The sequence below is a fragment of the Chryseobacterium lacus genome (assembly GCF_003336205.1).
Classification (GTDB): domain Bacteria; phylum Bacteroidota; class Bacteroidia; order Flavobacteriales; family Weeksellaceae; genus Chryseobacterium_A; species Chryseobacterium_A lacus.
Window position 1 is genome coordinate 24,688 of sequence record NZ_QPIE01000001.1, and the last position, 16,442, is coordinate 41,129.

A 16,442-nucleotide genomic window follows, 5' to 3' on the forward strand; every position below is an offset into this window, starting at 1 on the left:
GATGGGCAGGTGCCTATTTCATCGGGATAATATAGTACTCACGCTTTTTTGTAAACTCATATTATCTTTCGCATAGCCTTAGCATTGTGTCCATCTCACCACAGACAATAGTAAGTTTTCACTAAATTTGCACCATGAAAATCATCTGCATCGGAAGAAACTACCGCGAACACGCCGAAGAACTCGGAAATGAAATACCGGAAAAACCGGTGATCTTTATGAAACCCGACACTGCACTGCTGAAAGGCCGCGATTTCTATCTCCCCGAATTCTCACAGGACATCCATTACGAACTGGAAGTAGTCCTGAAAATCTCCAGAAACGGGAAATATATTCTTAAAGAAAATGCTTCTCAGTATTATCATGAAATAGGTTTGGGTATCGATTTTACGGCACGCGATCTCCAGTCGGAACTGAAATCCAAAGGACTGCCTTGGGAACTGGCGAAAGGCTTTGACGGATCAGCAGCGGTAAGTTCCTTTTACTCAAAATCAGAATTTAATCTGGAGAACCTTAGCTTTTCACTTCAGAAAAATAAGACTGTGGTACAGAGCGGAAACACCCGCGACATGATGTTTTCCTTCGACGAAATCATCTCTTTTGTTTCCCAGTTTTTCACCCTTCGCACCGGCGACCTCATCTTCACCGGCACACCGAAAGGCGTAGGAAAAATAGCAGAAAACGACCTTCTGGAAGCCTGGCTGGAAAATAAAAAAATAATGGACATTACCATCTGTTAGAACGGTAAACGGTGGTATCCCTTAATTTCTGAGCACAGTCGGAAGCGCAAATCAATCCGACAGCCAGCATAATAACATCTTTCAGCACCAGGCGCCCCGCTCCGGACAGGTAAGGAAATCCGTGTTGAGGAGTAGGAAAATCACCGCCCAAATTGGGAACGTACACTTCCGGCGTGGTGATCAGAAAGGAAAGAGTCACCAGAGACATTCCGAAGGTGAGCATCCCACCCCAAAATCCTATCCGGGGAAACCATATTCCGAGAAAAGTGAGTATCCCGATAACGATAATCACTGCACCCAGCCCATAAGAGAACACATAGGTTCGGTTTTCCGTGTGCCAGTCGATATTCTTCTGAACCGTTTTGCCTTCCGGATTTTTATATTCCTGATATTCGGGAGCCTCTTTGGAATAGAAAAACGACATCAGCGGACTGTTAGCTACAAACGGCACAATACCGTCGGCTTCGTACTGGTATATTTTCAGTCCGCCAATCCACACCATCACAATCAGAATTGCTGCTCGGGCAACATTAATAAAATGCCTCTGACTGACAGCTATGAAATTAATAAAGGTTTTCATGATCTCCATACTTTTAAATGACTGCAAATTTATGAAAAATAAGAAGGACAGGAATTTCAGGTCTCCAAACTGACTTGCACAAATCAACCCGATAAAATACCTTTACATTTTAATAATCATCTCATGACAACAATACTTTCAAACGAATTTTCCCTCGTGAATTCGTGGATCAATGCGCTTCGGAATGTGAACACCCAACAAGACCGCATGAAGTTCCGCCGGAATCTGGAACGCATTGGTGAAATTGCCGCTTATGAAATCAGCAAAGGTTTGAAACAGACTGAACTTGAAATTCAGACTCCTCTGGATACAGTTCAAGTCAAAGATATCGCCGTGCAACCCGTTGTTACTACCATTCTGAGAGCCGGTGTTCCCCTTTTTCAGGGAATTTTAAATTACTTCGACGAAGCCGATTGTGGTTTTGTTGCCGCTTACAGAAAGCACGATGCCAACGATTATTTCTCCATCAAACAGGATTATCTTACCTGCCCGAATATCGACGGACGGCCGCTTATTGTAGCCGATCCCATGCTTGCGACAGGAGCAAGTCTGATAGAAGCACTGAAAGATCTTCTGAATCATGGAAAGCCTTCGCAACTGCATATTGTAGCCGCCATTGCCAGCAGAGAAGGCGTGGAAACACTAGAAAAAGCCTACCCTGAAGCCCACATTTGGGTGGGTGCTATGGATGACCATCTTACTTCCAAAGGGTACATCAGTCCGGGATTGGGCGATGCCGGAGACTTAAGTTACGGAGAAAAACTGCAACGTTAAAAAAGGATTCAGTTTTCAGATTTAATATCTTTTCAATTAATCCAAAGCCATTACCAGAACACTTACGGTGTTATTCCCGGACTTGAGGATTTCCCAGGCGACAGCACTCATGGTGTTCCCTGTCGTGAATACGTCGTCAATAATTAGAATATGACGGTGCTGAACGGGTTTAGTCAGTGAAAAAAGATTTTCTGTCTGTTTCCGGTGGGACTTATCCTGCAAAGCCTGCGCTTTTCTGTTATAATTTCGGTGGATCAGTTCATGATCAAACGGAATTTGCCATTGTTCGGATAGTTTCTCCGTGAAAAGGTGCAGTTGATTATACCCTCTTTTCCTCAGTTTTTTTGGATGAAGCGGCACCGTCACCAGAAGATCCGGTTTTTTTGTCCCGAAATCCACATGATCTGCTGTCCAATCGGCAATCACCAAACCTGCTTTTTCTCTTCCGCTGTATTTCAGGGCATGAATGATTTTGCGCGAAAGGCCTTCCTCTTCAAAATGCACCAGTGCAAAGGCATGTTGTACCGGAAAGAGAAGCGTACACTTGTGTTTCAGTTCATTGTCATCTAAGAAATTCCAGTGTGTAAAGTGAATCTGAACAAAGCATAACTCACAGACCAGCTGATCACCCTGTATAATCCTATTGCAGTGCAGACAACGGTTCGGAAAAAGCAGATCCAGTAACATGGGAATAAAGATAATTATTTCTGCGGAATCCACACTTCCATCCTCAATCCAAAAAAACTGTACCTTTGCATCCATGATACGCATCACCAAAATTTTCACTTTCGAAACCGCCCATGTTCTATACAATTATGACGGTAAATGCAAAAATATGCACGGTCATTCCTACAAACTTTTTGTAACCGTGAAAGGAACTCCTATTAACGATCTGAATCATCCGAAAAACGGGATGGTGATTGACTTTGGTGATATTAAAAAAATTGTAAAAGAAGAAATTACCGAAATCTGGGATCATGCTGTTCTGGTACACGGCGGATCGCCGCACATTGAACTCGGACAGGATCTGGAACAGAAAGGACACAAAGTCATTTACTGTGATTTCCAGCCGACCTGTGAAAATATGCTCTACGCTATTGCTTCCAGAATAAAATCCCGTCTGCCGGATGGAATTTCTTTGGCCTATCTGAAACTCCACGAAACCGAAAATTCCTATGGCGAATGGATCGCCGAGGAAAATTAGTCTCATGAATATCAATTTAGCGCCTCATAAAAAGATCTATTTCGCTTCCGATCAGCATTTCGGAGCACCCAATCCTGCAGAGAGTAAGCAGCGCGAAGATAAATTTATCCGCTGGCTGAACGAAATAAAAGCTGATGCTCAGGTTCTTTTTCTCATGGGCGATCTTTTTGATTTCTGGCACGAATGGAAATATGTCATTCCCAAAGGTTTCGTAAGAGTATTGGGGAAACTGGCCGAACTGAAAGATTCAGGTATTGAAATCCATTTCTTTATCGGCAACCATGATCTTTGGATGAAAGACTATTTCGAGAAGGAAATAGGAGCTTCTGTATATTTTGAGAAACAATATGCGGAGATTTCCGGAACAAAGTTTCTTCTGGCTCATGGCGACGGACTGGGCCCGGGCGACAAAGGCTACAAAAGGATGAAAAAACTCTTTACCAATCCTTTGGCACAATGGGCTTTCAAATGGCTGCATCCCGATATTGCGATGAAAATTGCCTTTTATTTTTCACAGAAAAACAAGATGATTTCCGGAGAGGAAGACAAGGAATTTCTGGGCGAAGACAAAGAATTTCTCATCATCTATTCCAAAGAGAAACTGAAAACACAGAAAATAGATTATTTCATTTATGGACACCGTCACCTGCCAATGGTTCTGGATCTGAACCAAGGACAGGCAAAATATGTGAATCTGGGCGATTGGATTTCGTACTTCACCTATGGCGTTTTCGACGGACAACAGTTTGAACTGAAAAGCTTTGAGAGGGAATCTTCTTCTTTATAAAATATGTTATAAAAGTGAATATCCTTGGCTGAATGAATGACATTTTCCATATCAAAACCGAAGAAGATTTCAGGCTACACTGTCTGGAAACCTTTCGTTACCAGTATGAACAGGTGGATATTTACAGAACGTTTACAGATTATCTGAAGATTCGTCCTGATGAAATCCATACCATTGAGCAGATTCCGTTTCTACCAATAGAGATCTTCAAAAATCATATCCTTCTTGACCGTTCTTTTACAGCCGGGCATTATTTTCAAAGTTCAGGAACTACGCAAACCCTCCGTTCTAGGCATTATATTGCGGATTTTGAACTTTACGAAGAGAGTATTTACCGTAGCTTTTCTCAGTTCATCGGTGCTCCGGAAGATTTTATTTTTCTTGGTCTGCTGCCCAATTACTCGGAAAATCAACATTCTTCTCTCATTTACATGGTTGATTTTCTGATGAAAACCTCTGGCAAACCCGAAAACGGTTATTTCCTTTACAATCATACCGAACTTCTTGCCGTACTGGAAACCCTGAAAAAGCAACAGAAAAAAGTTATTCTATTCGGAGTGTCTTTCGCCCTACTCGATTTTTTGGAGGTTGTTTCCGGCTTTAGCTTTCCGGAACTGACCGTGATTGAAACAGGAGGCATGAAAGGCCGGAAAGAGGAAATAACAAAAGACGAACTGCTTTCTCTTCTGAAAAACGGATTCGGTACAGAAAGAATATTTTCTGAATATTCCATGACGGAACTGCTTTCTCAGGCCTATTCTTTAGAACACAACGAATACAAAACTCCTGCGTGGATGAAAATCCTGATTCGCGATCCTGAAGATCCCTTGCGTTTTCTTCCTGAGGGAAGAACGGGTGCTGTCAATATTATTGATCTGGCCAACCGGCATTCCTGTTCTTTTATAGCAACACAGGATCTGGGAAAATCAACCGGCGACACTTTTCAAATCCTTGGAAGAATGGATCATTCCGATATTCGCGGCTGCAGCCTTTTGGTTACGTGACATTTTTTTACTCAATGTAATCAACTGAATAAAAGAATTTTACAAAAACTATAGACAATTATGTAATGAACAAATTTAATTTTGTAATGCTTTTCGAATAGAAGAATGCACCTTTGTACTAAAGTTTTTGTTTCACCAAAAAACCATGACATGAAAAAGATTATTTACATCCTGTTGGTTCTCTTTACCAGTTCTTTGTACGGTCAGAGTTTTATGAATATTTCATTCGCCGGATTGACGAACGGTACCGAAGAAACAATTACTGAAGAAGAATTTGAACTCGGAAATTTCAAGGATCTGGATCTAAAATCCGCACTCGATTTTTATATTTCCTACAAACTGGATTACAGCATTATCAAAGGAAAAGATCAGTCGAGCACATTACTGACATTGAATTTCGCTGATAACGGAACACTGAAAAGCGTGTCTACTATCGGAGCCAATCCCACACTGAATACCGCAGTTGAGAAAATATTCAGTGAGCAGACGGGCAATAAAATCTTATTAATTCAGGAAACAGGATTCACAGGCCAGCTGCACATTCCGGTAACGATACAACATTAAAACATTAAACCTCAAAATAAACTGTTATTTATAAAACCGCTGATTCGCAGCGGTTTTTTCATGGAAACAAGTCCCGCATTTTCACTACTTTTGCAGCCTGAAATTCATCTTTATCTTCACACTATGCTATCAGTTCAGGGATTAGGTCTGCATCATGCGGGAAATTATCTTTTTCGCAACGTCAACTTTACTATAAAAAAAGCCGATAAAATCGGTCTGGTCGGAAAAAACGGAGCGGGGAAATCTACTCTGCTGAAAATCCTTTCAGGGGAAATCAATTTCTTTGAAGGACAGGTGGTTCCGGAAGGCAATATTACCATCGGATTTCTGAAGCAGGATCTGGAATTTGTAAAAGGCCGCACCGTTTGGGAAGAAACCCAACAAGCTTTTGAACAGATTAACAGTTGGAAAGAGGAACTGGAAGAAGTAAACCATCAGCTGGCTACCCGCACGGATTATGAAAGTGAAGCCTACCATCAAGTGATTCTCAGAATGACCGATCTGAACGATCTTCTCCACCATCACGATGCCTATAATCTAGAAGGTGATATGGAAAAAGTACTGTTGGGATTGGGTTTCAAAGCAGATGATTTCGATAAAATAACCGATACTTTTTCCGGAGGATGGAGAATGAGAATTGAGCTCGCCAAACTCTTGCTTCAGAATAACGACCTACTTCTTCTCGACGAACCTACGAACCACCTCGATATGGAATCCATCATCTGGCTGGAGAATTTCCTGAAAGAATACAGCGGAGCCATCGTACTGGTGAGTCACGACAAACAGTTTATGACGGCCGTGTGCAACCGCACTTTCGATGTCAACAACCGGAAAGTGGATGATTACAAAGCCAACTATACAAAATATCTGGAACTGCGCGCCGAAAGAAGAGAAAAACTGGAACAGGCCAAAAAAAATCAGGATACAGAGATCAAACAGATGGAGGACAATATCAACCGTTTCCGCGCCTCTGCTACCAAAGCCTCTTTTGCCCAGTCGCTGATCAAAAAGCTGGATAAAATAGAAAGAATAGAACTGGACAATGAAGATGTCTCTAAATTCAACATCCGTTTTGTGCAGTCCGTCGTTCCGGGCAAAGTTATTTTTGAAGCTGAAAATCTGGGGAAATCCTACGGAAATAAAAAAGTGTTTGACGGTGTCAATTTCTTTGTAGAACGGGGCGAACGTATCGCACTCCTGGGCCAGAACGGACAGGGAAAAACCACTTTGGCAAAAATTCTGACTGGAGACATTCAGGATTACACCGGTTCATGGACTTTGGGACACAATGTGAACATCGGCTATTTTGCGCAGAACCAGGAAGAAGTACTCACACCCGGGAAAACCGTTCTTCAGGAGGCAGAAGATGCTGCGACGGAGGAAACAAGGCCTCGTGTCCGGGATTTATTGGGAAGTTTCCTTTTTTCTGGCGAAGATGTGGAGAAAAAAACGCAGGTGCTTTCCGGAGGGGAAAGAAACCGTCTGGCGCTGTGTAAACTTTTGCTGCGCCCGTTCAATACACTTATCATGGACGAGCCTACCAATCACCTCGATATTCAGTCCAAGGAAATTATCAAGATGGCTTTGCAGAAGTTTGAAGGAACACTGATTGTTATTTCTCACGACAGAGAATTCCTGCAGGGATTGGCAGATAAGATTTTTGAATTCCGAGACGGCAATATGAAAGAATTCCTCGGCTCTGTAGATGAATATCTTGAATACCGTGAAAAGGAAAGCTTGCGCGAAATTTCTATGGAAAAAGCCAAACTGGATTCCAAAATCACGGCCGAAGAAATAAAAACAGAAATCCCGAAAGAAGTTCACGTTGTTCGTGATTCCAACGCCGCACCGTTTTACACAAAAGAACAGAAACAGCTGCAGAACAAACTGAAAAAGACAGAAGAGAAAATTGCAGACTATGAAAGAGAAATTCTGCAATTGGAAGACATCTTCGGCAAAACCAATCCCCATGCAGAAGAACTCTCCCGGTACGAGCAACTGAAAAAAGAACTTCAGGAAACGATGGCATTGTGGGAAGAGATTGCTCTTCAGCTTGAGGAATAAAATTTGTATCTTTGAAAACAATGAAAGCCGTTAAAAAAAACAGTAAATTGCTGAACATCTTTTTCTTAGGGATGTATCTGTTTGCTGCTTTTTTCGCAGCAGGTTTTCATCATCACGGAAATACGGAAGAATCATCATCAACAAAAAGCAGTGATATTTACGGATATTCAGAAGCCGGAAACCATACCGAAACTGCCGGTTGCTATTCCTGCCATCTATTACACCACAATATCACCACGGTTCCGCAGGAATTCCGTTTTCATGTGGCGCAACCCCTCTTTTTTACAGAAGAACATTACGCTTTCGAGCGATACTTTTCCAATCCCGAAAGACATACTCCACCACTTCGGGGACCTCCTTCATCTTTTATTTAATTCTTACAGAAGCAAGCTCTTCTGTACTCCCTTTTCATTTCAAGAAATTCTCTGGCTATCAGCAGATTGGCAGTGAATTTCAAACCGAATTATTTAAACGATACCTCATGAAGTTTTATCTCATCTTCTGGTTTTCCCTTTTAGGAATAACCGGAATTCATGCACAATCCACCTTCCGAGTAGAAGGTAAAACAATAGATTTCCACAACAGTTCCCCTTTAGCTAATGCTGAAGTGCGCATCGGAAACCATAAAACCGTCAGCGATGCTGAAGGAATTTTTGTTTTTAAGTCGATTCCGGAAGGGCTGCAGATCCTGACCGCTAAGCATCCTGACTGCGATATCTTCACAGAAGAACTCACGGTTGACCGGCCGTTGCGGCTCACCATAAAACTGGAGCATCACGCTACGGAAATAGAGGAAGTTCAGATTTCCTCCGCAACCCGATCGAAGAGTTTGCTTTCTGTTTCCACCCTCAGCAAAGAAGATATTTCTCAGAATTCTTCAGAAAATCTGGGAAACTTGCTTCGTTCCATTTCAGGCGTTAGCACCCTGAAAACCGGAAATAATATTGTAAAACCTGTGATCCATGGTTTGTACGGAAGCCGGATACTGATTTTCAATAACGGCGTCCGGATGGCAGAACAGGAATGGGGTTCAGAACATGCGCCCAGCATTGAAACAACAGCTTTCAACAGAATCAATGTCGTGAAAGGTGCCGGAATGTTGAAATATGGTGGTGATGCTGCTGGCGGAACCGTACTTTTGGAACCGCGGATTTTTCCCGCAAAAGATACCCTGACCGGAAATGCAACCCTTTCATTTATCTCCAATGGTAGAGGTGTCAAAACCGGTGTACAGCTGGCCAGAACCTGGGAAAACCGCTGGTTTGTAACCGCAGGCGGAACCTATAAAAAACTCGGTGATCTCTACATCCCTCGTCATACGCTTCAGAACACCGGTGCAGAAGAACATTCCCTCAATTTTTCTTTTGGTAAACGAAGTTTCATGCAAGGAATAGAACTGAGTTATAGCCACATCAATCAGGAGTTTGGGATTTTCCGCGGCGCTCATTTGGGAGGTTCCGAAGATTTTTACCGCGCACTAAGCAATGAAAAATCGGTTTATCTGGACGATTTTCAATATCAGATTCAGCATCCTAAACAGGAAGTAGGCCATCATATCGCGAAGATGGAAATGTATAAGAGATTCTACAATGCAGGGAAATTTTCATTACAGTATGCCTTCCAGCTGAACCACAGAAAAGAGTATGATATCCGCCGCGGCGAATACAGCACGCTCCCTGCCATGGATCTGAAACTGATGACGCACAACCTAAAATTCGGACATCTTCTGGAAAGGGAAAAATGGCAGATCGAAAGCGGAATAGAAGGAAACTTTCAGGATAATTTTCCCGATCCTTCTACGCAGGCTAGACGTTTAATTCCTGATTATTTACGTTATGATGCCGGAATATTCTCTGTCTTTCAGTATCAGTTCAGCGATCAACTGAAAGCTGAGGCGGGCCTGCGCTACGATTTCACTCAATATGATGCCTACAAATACTATGACCGCAGCGAATGGGATCAACGTTTCGCAGACCGTTTCCCTCAATTTGTGATGTCTGAAAGCGGCAGCCGCATTTTGGTTCGGCCGCAGCTGCAGTTTCACAATATCGCCGTCAATGCCGGAATCCGTTTTGCTCCTTCAGAATTTTTTAGTGGCACCTTCAATCTCTCCCGAACCAGCAGAACTCCGAATGCAGCAGAACTATTTGCGGACGGACTGCACCATTCCGCAGCCATTATCGAAAAAGGAGACCTGAGTTTACAGCAGGAAGAATCGTATCACATCAATTTTTCTGCTGCCACAAAACTGAACATTCTGAACGGGCTTCAGCTTGAAGTTTCGCCTTATCTTTTGTTTTCGGATAATTTCATTAATCAGCTACCCACAGGAATTCAGAATTCCAACAGGGGTGTTTTCATGATCTGGGATTATCAGCAAACGAGAGCGCGAATTTTCGGAGTGGATGCCGATCTGGAACTGGGAATCAATGATCTGCTGACGTGGATTTCCCGTTTCAGCGCACTGCGAGGAGATGATCTGAAAAATGAGGAACCGCTGATTCTGATGATGCCTGCCCATTTCAGAAATACAATAGAATGGAAATCCAAAAATGATTCCCGTCTTTTCTTTAAACTTGAAAATGAAACTGTGATGAAACAGCACCGGTTTCCTATCCGAAACCAGACTCTGGATGTGATAGAAAACGGAGCAATTGTCTCCAAAACTTTGGATACCAGCAGCACACCTTCTGCTTACAGCCTTTTCCACTTTTCTGCCGGGATGGGTATTTTGAAAAACTTCAATATCAATGTGACCGTCAATAATCTTTTAAACACCGAATACCGTGATGCTTTGAACCGGCTTCGGTATTTCGCACCGGAATTAGGCAGAAGCCTGATTCTTAATTTACATTATCAATTTTAAAATCAAATTAAATCCAACTTAAAATTCATTTACAATGAAAAATATTCTCAATATCGCCGTTCTTTTTTCTTTAGCTTTTCTTATGTTTTCCTGCCGGGGAAATGATGTTCCCGAAGACATTCATGAACATGAAGAAATCGAAAAAGTAACGCTTACCGTCACTGAAAGCGGAAATACTGGAAATGTGCAAATCATCAGTTATATCGGCGGAAATGCAGACAGTCCGCTGATGCTGGAAAACGGGAAAACCTACTCCGTAAGTGTAGATTTCTTTCATAAACATGATGGTGAGTACGAAAGTATGCTGGACGAAATCATTGAAGAAAAAGACCAGCATTTCATCACCTACGAATTTGGCGGAATTACCGCAAACCTGATGAGAACCGACGGTGATGTAGTAAGAAATGACGGAAAAAAACTGGGACTGAAAACAGAATGGAGCATTACCAGCGCCCCGGTATCAGCAAAAGTCTTTATTAAACTCTACCATCAGTCGGTAGCTGTGGATGACCATTTTCCTTCTGCAAGTAATCAGCAAGGGAAAGTAACCGGTGGCGAAGCTGATGCCGACATTAAAATTGACATTCAATAATTACTTTCCACAAAGGAAATTCGGCGCAATAATGGGATTTTTATTTGAGAATACTTTCCTGATAATGAAGAATATTTTAATAAAAATTTCCTATTTTTGCAAACCGAATTTTTAATAAAAAAAATCAATTAATATAATGAAGGTTACAGCAAAAAACCACGATGAAGTCAGCGCATTACTCACCGTAACGGTAGACAGAGCAGATTATAAAGAGAAAGTAGAAAAACAGCTTCATAACTATGCTAAGAATGCGCAGGTTCCGGGCTTCAGGAAAGGCAAGGTACCGATGAGTCTGGTGAAAAGGCAATATGAAGCGCCTATTGCTTTTGAAGAAATTAACAAACTGGTAAGCGATACCCTGAACAATTATATCAATGAAAATAATTTAAAACTCGTAGGCCAGCCTGTTCCGGAGCCGATGAATGATTTTGACCATAAAGCAGATCAACTTTCCGTGGCTTTTGAAGTAGGTTATGAACCTAATTTCAGTATCGACCTGAGCAAATATGAAGCTCCGTATTTCAAAGTGGAGGCTTCAGACAAAGAAATCAACCAGTCTGTGGAAAATATGCAAAAGCGTTTCGCAGAGCAGGTTCCACAGGATAAAATAGGAAAAGACAGCTATATTTCCTTGGAGGTAGCGCAGGTTGTGGAAGAAAATGCGGAAGGCGAACACAACCATCCGCCAAAGAAAGTAACTATTAGCGCTGAGAATAAAGATGCTTTCAAACTGGTGAAATCTTTGAAAATGGATGAATCTGTAAAAGTGTCCAAAGAAGAGATTCAGAAAAATGAAACGCTGGCAAAAGAACTGGGATTCAATAAAGCCGATGCAGAACATCTTCACCATGACGAGATTGAAGTTACGGTAAAAGATTTCTACGGACTGAACCCTCACGAACTGAATCAGGAACTTTTTGATAAAGTATATGGCGAAGGTACCATCAATTCTGAAGAAGAACTGAAAAATAAAGTGAAAACTGAACTGGACGAATATTTCCAGCAAAATGCCGATGTGTTTTTTGTAAACAATATTCTGGAACAGATCACAGAAAAAGAAGAAGTACAGCTTCCGGAAAATTTTCTTATCAAATGGCTCATGTTCAGCAACGAAAATATCAGAACTGAAGAGCAGGCTAAAGAAGTACTTGAAGCTGAAAAAGCAAGCATCAAGCATCAGATAATTGAAGGAAAACTGATGAATGATAACAACATTAAACTGGATTACGCCGATGTATTGGCACAAGCTGAACAGATGGTGAGAAACCAATTGGCGATGTACGGAATTCACCACTTGCAAGATGAGGAAGTACAGAAATATGCTGTGGAAATGCTGAAAGAAGAAGAGCAGGTGCGTCAGATTTCATCAGAAGTGGCGATGGCTAAACTGAAAGATGTAATTCTCGAGAAAGCATCAAAGAAAGAAACCAATATTTCACACGACGAATTTCTAGAGGAAGTAAATAAGAAGTAATTCTCACTGAAAACCAACAATTCCGTTTCACAATGAAGCGGAATTTTTTTTGGCTAAAACTTAAAGCTGCTCAACTTCTTTTCACTCAGCAGGTAATCCTCCAGTAATCTAATCTTCTTTCCATGAATTTGAAGTTCTACGGTTACTTCTACTTTTCCGTCATATTTTTCGATGTAAATTTCGCTGTGATGAATGGCAAAACTTCCAATTTTTTCAATAATCTCGTTTCTGGCAGGAGCTTCTTCTTCCGGTAAACTTATTTTAAGTACCCGGCTATTGTGCTGCGGCATGAGCCAATACACGAAATATTTTGAAATGTAAATGACCAATAATGAGGAAATCAAAAAAATACCGCCCAGAGCCACATAACCGAAACCAATAGCCATCCCTATTGCTGCAGACATCCAGATGATGCCGGCTGTAGTGAGTCCGTACACATTAAATCCGGATTTAAAAATAACACCTGCACCCAGAAATCCAATCCCGGTAATAATGTTGGCTGCAATTCTCCCCGGATCATTTGTTCCGACCCCTATTTTCATAGAAATAATGGTAAAAAGTGCTGAGCCCAAACAAATAATGGTAATGGTTTTCAACCCTGCTGATTTGTCCTTCATCTCTCTTTCGTAACCCAGAATGAGCCCTGCGATGAGCGCAAACAGAGCTTTGTAAACATCGGTCATTTCGATATGATCTAGATACTCTATCATGTCCTCTATTTAGGAACCGAAAATAATAAACCTTCGTCTCATTGACCTTATACAGTGCATTTTTTAATTTATAAAATTCCGTCTCCGAATTCCTTTTTCCATTCTATTGCAGCTTCAGACAAAGTCGCATAGAACTCTTCGCCATATTTGCGGATCAACGGGGTTTTCAAAAACTGATACACCGGAACCTGAAGTTCTTTCCCCAACGTACATGCATCGCTGCAAATAGGCCATTCATGATAGTTCATTGCCGTGAAAGTAGAATATTCCTGTACCCGAATCGGATACAAATGGCAGGAAATGGGTTTCTGCCAATCGATCGCACCATCTTCATACGCTTTCTCAATGCCGCATTTGGTGATCCCTCTTTCGTCAAAAATAACATATGCACATTCTTCGCCGTTCACCATAGGAGTAACGAAATCACCATCCATAGGATCTACCGTCCACGTTCCCTGTTCTTCCAAGGCCTTCACGCCTTCCGGACGAAGGTAGGGTTTTACTTTATCGAGAATTTCCTCCAGAATTTTGGTTTCTTCCTTATCCAGAGGCGCGCCTACATCGCCTTCTACACAACAGGCACCTTTACATTTGGTAAGATTACAGACAAACTCTTGAGCGAATATATCCTCAGAGATTAATTTATCATCAATTTGTATCATTTTTAAGTTTAAAGATTAAAAAAAGTAAGTTTAAAAGCCAGCAAAGAAGCAATAATGAGAAATAATCCGAGTTCCTTTTGCCACATTTTCTTTCCAAACCTTAGCAGCCGGCTCAGAATAATGCTCGCAGGCAAAGCCATCAGAAGCAGAAATTCATAATGATTTCCCATATAAAGCACCACCGTAGTGAGTTGGGCTGCCGAAAATATCAGGACAAAGGTATACTTAAATTTGCTGACAGGGCTTTTCTTATTGAAATTTGCGAAATGATCTGCGACAGCAAGGATAAGAAACAAAGCAACGGGAATCAGGTACAGCAGCTGATGGAACTCCGTATTGACTCTAAAATCTTTAAACGGAAAGTAGGCCTCATCCCAACTGTGAAACCCAAAAAAATACATGATGGTGAAATAACTTATCACAATCAGTAAAGCGCCGAACAAAAGACGGAACAAGTGAAGTAGAATTCTGCCGGACGTAATGATAATGTGCAACAAAACGAACACTGCCATAGGCCAGGTAGCGGGAAGTACAAGATAATTGAGGGCTAAAATAGCTCCGACCAGAACAATAGATTTTCTCCTAAGTTCCTCGTCATTATGAGTTAAAGTAAGAATAATGAAAGAATTGGTGAGCAAGGCGACGGCAATCCCAATATCCAAATCTCCGGGATAAAAAGCAAAAATAAAAAAGGTGTACAGAAACAGCGGAAGATGGGTTTGATAATTCAACCCAATTGTGTTAAAACAAAAATAGCCCAAAGCGATTCCTGCGAAAGTAACCACTGTAGAAACGACATCTAAGGTACTAAATTTGAATATATTGAACGCAATCACCATCAACAGTAAAAACACAATATACACCGGTATCGAAAAAATATTGCTTTCTTTTGAAAGTAATTTGAACATTTTTCTTAAATTTGTACAAAGTTAATTTAAAAAAGGAAAATAATGACGTCTTTCTGGCTCTTCTTAAGTGATGTTTTCAAGTGGTCTTATGGGTTTTTCGACCTTACTGCGAACGTAATGAACTGGATTTTATTTCTTGTATCCTCTGCAATATTCATCTATTGGTGCTATGAATTGGTGGTGAAACTAGGAAATAACAAAGACAGAGAGTATGTATCTCCTTCCAAAGAGATCCGTCCTTATTATGATCCTAAAATCCACAAGAAAGGTTAAATAATTGGTTATACACAAAAGCCCGTTTTTCATTGGAAAACGGGCTTTTTTATATTGAGTTGATGTTATTTATGACAGGGAATCACCAGAACAGGAATCGGTGAATTTTTTGTCAGATCTTTCGTTAAGCTGCCGACAAAAACGTCGTACATTCCGCTGCGGCCGTGCGAACCCATGACGATAAAAGCTGCTTCTTTTTCCTCCGCATATTCCAGAATGAGTTCTTTTGCGGAACCCTGTCGCAGAAGATGTTCGCAGGGAACGCCCTGAGAAATTATTAGCTGCTCCAGTTGATGCAATTGTGCCAATTCACCTTTTATTTCGTTCTGCTCCACTTCCGGAAAGTACTGAAAACCCATGTCGCCAATGGCAAATCCAATATCCAACGGGGCAACGTGAATCAGGCAAATTCTGGCATTTACTTCTTTGGCGAACTGTATCGCTCCATCTATAAGTTTGTCATTAGACTCTGCGAAATCTACCGGTAATACAATGTTTTTCATGTTTTCGACGATTTGTTCCCTAAAGATAAGGATTATTTTTGAATATATTCCATTTTGAAATCAATAAAAAATGAAAATTTATGTTTAAGCAAAAAGAAATCGGTCAGGAGAAAATGATTAGCTTTGTGTAGAAAGCCGCCAATACGGCATCATAATTTCAACATCAAAAAACACATCATGGAAAAATATACTATTCCGGCCAAGACTCATATCGGGCATATTCACCTGAAAGTCGCAGATCTGCAACGCGCACTGGATTTCTACTGTGGTTTGCTCGGTTTTGAACTAACCACGATGTATGGCAATCAGGCTGCATTTGTTTCAGCAGGCGGATACCATCACCACATCGGTCTTAATACTTGGCACAGCAAAGGAGCACCTCCCGCATTACGCGAAGGTGTCGGGTTGTATCATACCGCCATTGTGTACCCTACGAGGAAGGATTTGGCAGTGATATTTGAACGAATCAGAAAAGTGGGCTATCCTCTGACGGGAGCCAGCGATCATGGCGTTTCCGAGGCATTATATTTGGATGATCCGGACGGCAATGGCGTTGAACTTTATTGGGACAGGCCTAAAAATCTCTGGCCGCAAAAAAGTGACGGATCACTTGAAATGTACACCAATCCGTTGGATTTGGCAGGATTACTCGCAGAATTGGACAAAGATTAATCGTCTTTTTAGCAGTAGAAATTCTCTTTGTAATTTCTTTATTTAAGAATTCAAATTAATAAAAA

General features: G+C 41.4%; 19 protein-coding genes. 13 read left to right on the forward strand and 6 right to left on the reverse strand.

From position 1 onward, the window contains the following. Positions 1–134 precede the first annotated feature (134 nt). Entirely contained in the window at positions 135–740 is a 606-nt protein-coding gene (locus DQ356_RS00080) for a fumarylacetoacetate hydrolase family protein (protein ID WP_114302446.1), read from the forward strand. On the opposite strand, the gene DQ356_RS00085 is transcribed toward DQ356_RS00080, so the two are convergent. Further along, on the reverse strand, positions 727–1,320 hold the full coding sequence (locus DQ356_RS00085) for a DUF417 family protein (RefSeq protein ID WP_114302788.1): 594 nt from the start codon (positions 1,318–1,320) through the stop codon (positions 727–729). The genes DQ356_RS00080 and DQ356_RS00085 overlap by 14 nt on opposite strands. A gap of 123 nt (positions 1,321–1,443) precedes the next feature. Between DQ356_RS00085 and upp the strand changes: the two genes are divergently transcribed. After that, positions 1,444–2,094, forward strand: coding sequence for a uracil phosphoribosyltransferase (upp, locus tag DQ356_RS00090; protein WP_114302447.1), 651 nt, complete (start codon positions 1,444–1,446; stop codon positions 2,092–2,094). Between the two features lie 36 nt (positions 2,095–2,130). On the opposite strand, the gene DQ356_RS00095 is transcribed toward upp, so the two are convergent. Further along, a complete protein-coding gene (locus tag DQ356_RS00095) occupies positions 2,131–2,865 on the reverse strand; it encodes a ComF family protein (RefSeq protein WP_228420570.1) in 735 nt (244 codons plus the stop codon). Here DQ356_RS00095 and DQ356_RS00100 point away from each other — a divergent pair. The 9 genes from DQ356_RS00100 (at position 2,855) to DQ356_RS00140 (ending at position 12,649) form a co-directional block, all read left to right on the forward strand. Next, on the forward strand, positions 2,855–3,298 hold the full coding sequence (locus DQ356_RS00100; RefSeq protein ID WP_114302448.1) for a 6-pyruvoyl trahydropterin synthase family protein: 444 nt from the start codon (positions 2,855–2,857) through the stop codon (positions 3,296–3,298). The genes DQ356_RS00095 and DQ356_RS00100 overlap by 11 nt on opposite strands. A 4-nt stretch (positions 3,299–3,302) precedes the next feature. Further along, positions 3,303–4,085 carry a UDP-2,3-diacylglucosamine diphosphatase gene (locus DQ356_RS00105; RefSeq protein WP_114302790.1) on the forward strand — a complete coding sequence of 261 codons (783 nt, stop codon included), beginning with the start codon at positions 3,303–3,305 and terminating at the stop codon, positions 4,083–4,085. Positions 4,086–4,117: 32 nt separating this feature from the next. Further along, positions 4,118–5,089 carry a LuxE/PaaK family acyltransferase gene (locus DQ356_RS00110; protein WP_114302449.1) on the forward strand — a complete coding sequence of 324 codons (972 nt, stop codon included), beginning with the start codon at positions 4,118–4,120 and terminating at the stop codon, positions 5,087–5,089. Between the two features lie 150 nt (positions 5,090–5,239). Beyond that, positions 5,240–5,653, forward strand: a complete 414-nt coding sequence (locus DQ356_RS00115) for a hypothetical protein (RefSeq protein WP_114302450.1) — start codon at positions 5,240–5,242, stop codon at positions 5,651–5,653. A 123-nt stretch (positions 5,654–5,776) separates the two neighbouring features. Then, a complete protein-coding gene (locus DQ356_RS00120) occupies positions 5,777–7,717 on the forward strand; it encodes an ATP-binding cassette domain-containing protein (RefSeq protein WP_114302791.1) in 1,941 nt (646 codons plus the stop codon). Positions 7,718–7,737: 20 nt separating this feature from the next. Continuing rightward, the gene (locus tag DQ356_RS00125) at positions 7,738–8,091 is read left to right on the forward strand and encodes a hypothetical protein (protein ID WP_114302451.1); all 354 of its coding nucleotides are present in this window, start codon (positions 7,738–7,740) and stop codon (positions 8,089–8,091) included. Positions 8,092–8,198: 107 nt separating this feature from the next. Beyond that, positions 8,199–10,583: a TonB-dependent receptor gene (locus tag DQ356_RS00130; RefSeq protein WP_114302452.1), complete on the forward strand. Its 2,385-nt coding sequence runs from the start codon at positions 8,199–8,201 to the stop codon at positions 10,581–10,583. Positions 10,584–10,617: 34 nt separating this feature from the next. Then, positions 10,618–11,175 (forward strand): hypothetical protein, encoded by a 558-nt coding sequence (locus DQ356_RS00135; protein ID WP_114302453.1) that lies wholly within the window; start codon positions 10,618–10,620, stop codon positions 11,173–11,175. A 136-nt stretch (positions 11,176–11,311) separates the two neighbouring features. Beyond that, entirely contained in the window at positions 11,312–12,649 is a 1,338-nt protein-coding gene (locus DQ356_RS00140; protein WP_114302454.1) for a trigger factor, read from the forward strand. A 53-nt stretch (positions 12,650–12,702) separates the two neighbouring features. On the opposite strand, the gene DQ356_RS00145 is transcribed toward DQ356_RS00140, so the two are convergent. The 3 genes from DQ356_RS00145 to DQ356_RS00155 form a co-directional block, all read right to left on the reverse strand. Next, complete coding sequence (locus tag DQ356_RS00145) at positions 12,703–13,359, reverse strand: MgtC/SapB family protein (protein WP_114302455.1); 657 nt, start codon at positions 13,357–13,359, stop codon at positions 12,703–12,705. A gap of 68 nt (positions 13,360–13,427) precedes the next feature. Further along, complete coding sequence (locus tag DQ356_RS00150; protein WP_114302456.1) at positions 13,428–14,021, reverse strand: DUF3109 family protein; 594 nt, start codon at positions 14,019–14,021, stop codon at positions 13,428–13,430. Positions 14,022–14,029: 8 nt separating this feature from the next. Further along, positions 14,030–14,929: a DUF6427 family protein gene (locus DQ356_RS00155; RefSeq protein ID WP_114302457.1), complete on the reverse strand. Its 900-nt coding sequence runs from the start codon at positions 14,927–14,929 to the stop codon at positions 14,030–14,032. Positions 14,930–14,971: 42 nt separating this feature from the next. Here DQ356_RS00155 and DQ356_RS00160 point away from each other — a divergent pair, with 42 nt between their 5' ends. Then, entirely contained in the window at positions 14,972–15,202 is a 231-nt protein-coding gene (locus tag DQ356_RS00160) for a DUF6341 family protein (RefSeq protein ID WP_114302458.1), read from the forward strand. Positions 15,203–15,267: 65 nt separating this feature from the next. Here DQ356_RS00160 and DQ356_RS00165 read toward each other — a convergent pair whose 3' ends face one another. After that, entirely contained in the window at positions 15,268–15,705 is a 438-nt protein-coding gene (locus DQ356_RS00165) for a universal stress protein (RefSeq protein ID WP_114302459.1), read from the reverse strand. A gap of 177 nt (positions 15,706–15,882) precedes the next feature. Between DQ356_RS00165 and DQ356_RS00170 the strand changes: the two genes are divergently transcribed. Then, positions 15,883–16,377 carry a VOC family protein gene (locus tag DQ356_RS00170; RefSeq protein ID WP_114302460.1) on the forward strand — a complete coding sequence of 165 codons (495 nt, stop codon included), beginning with the start codon at positions 15,883–15,885 and terminating at the stop codon, positions 16,375–16,377. Positions 16,378–16,442: the final 65 nt, after the last annotated feature.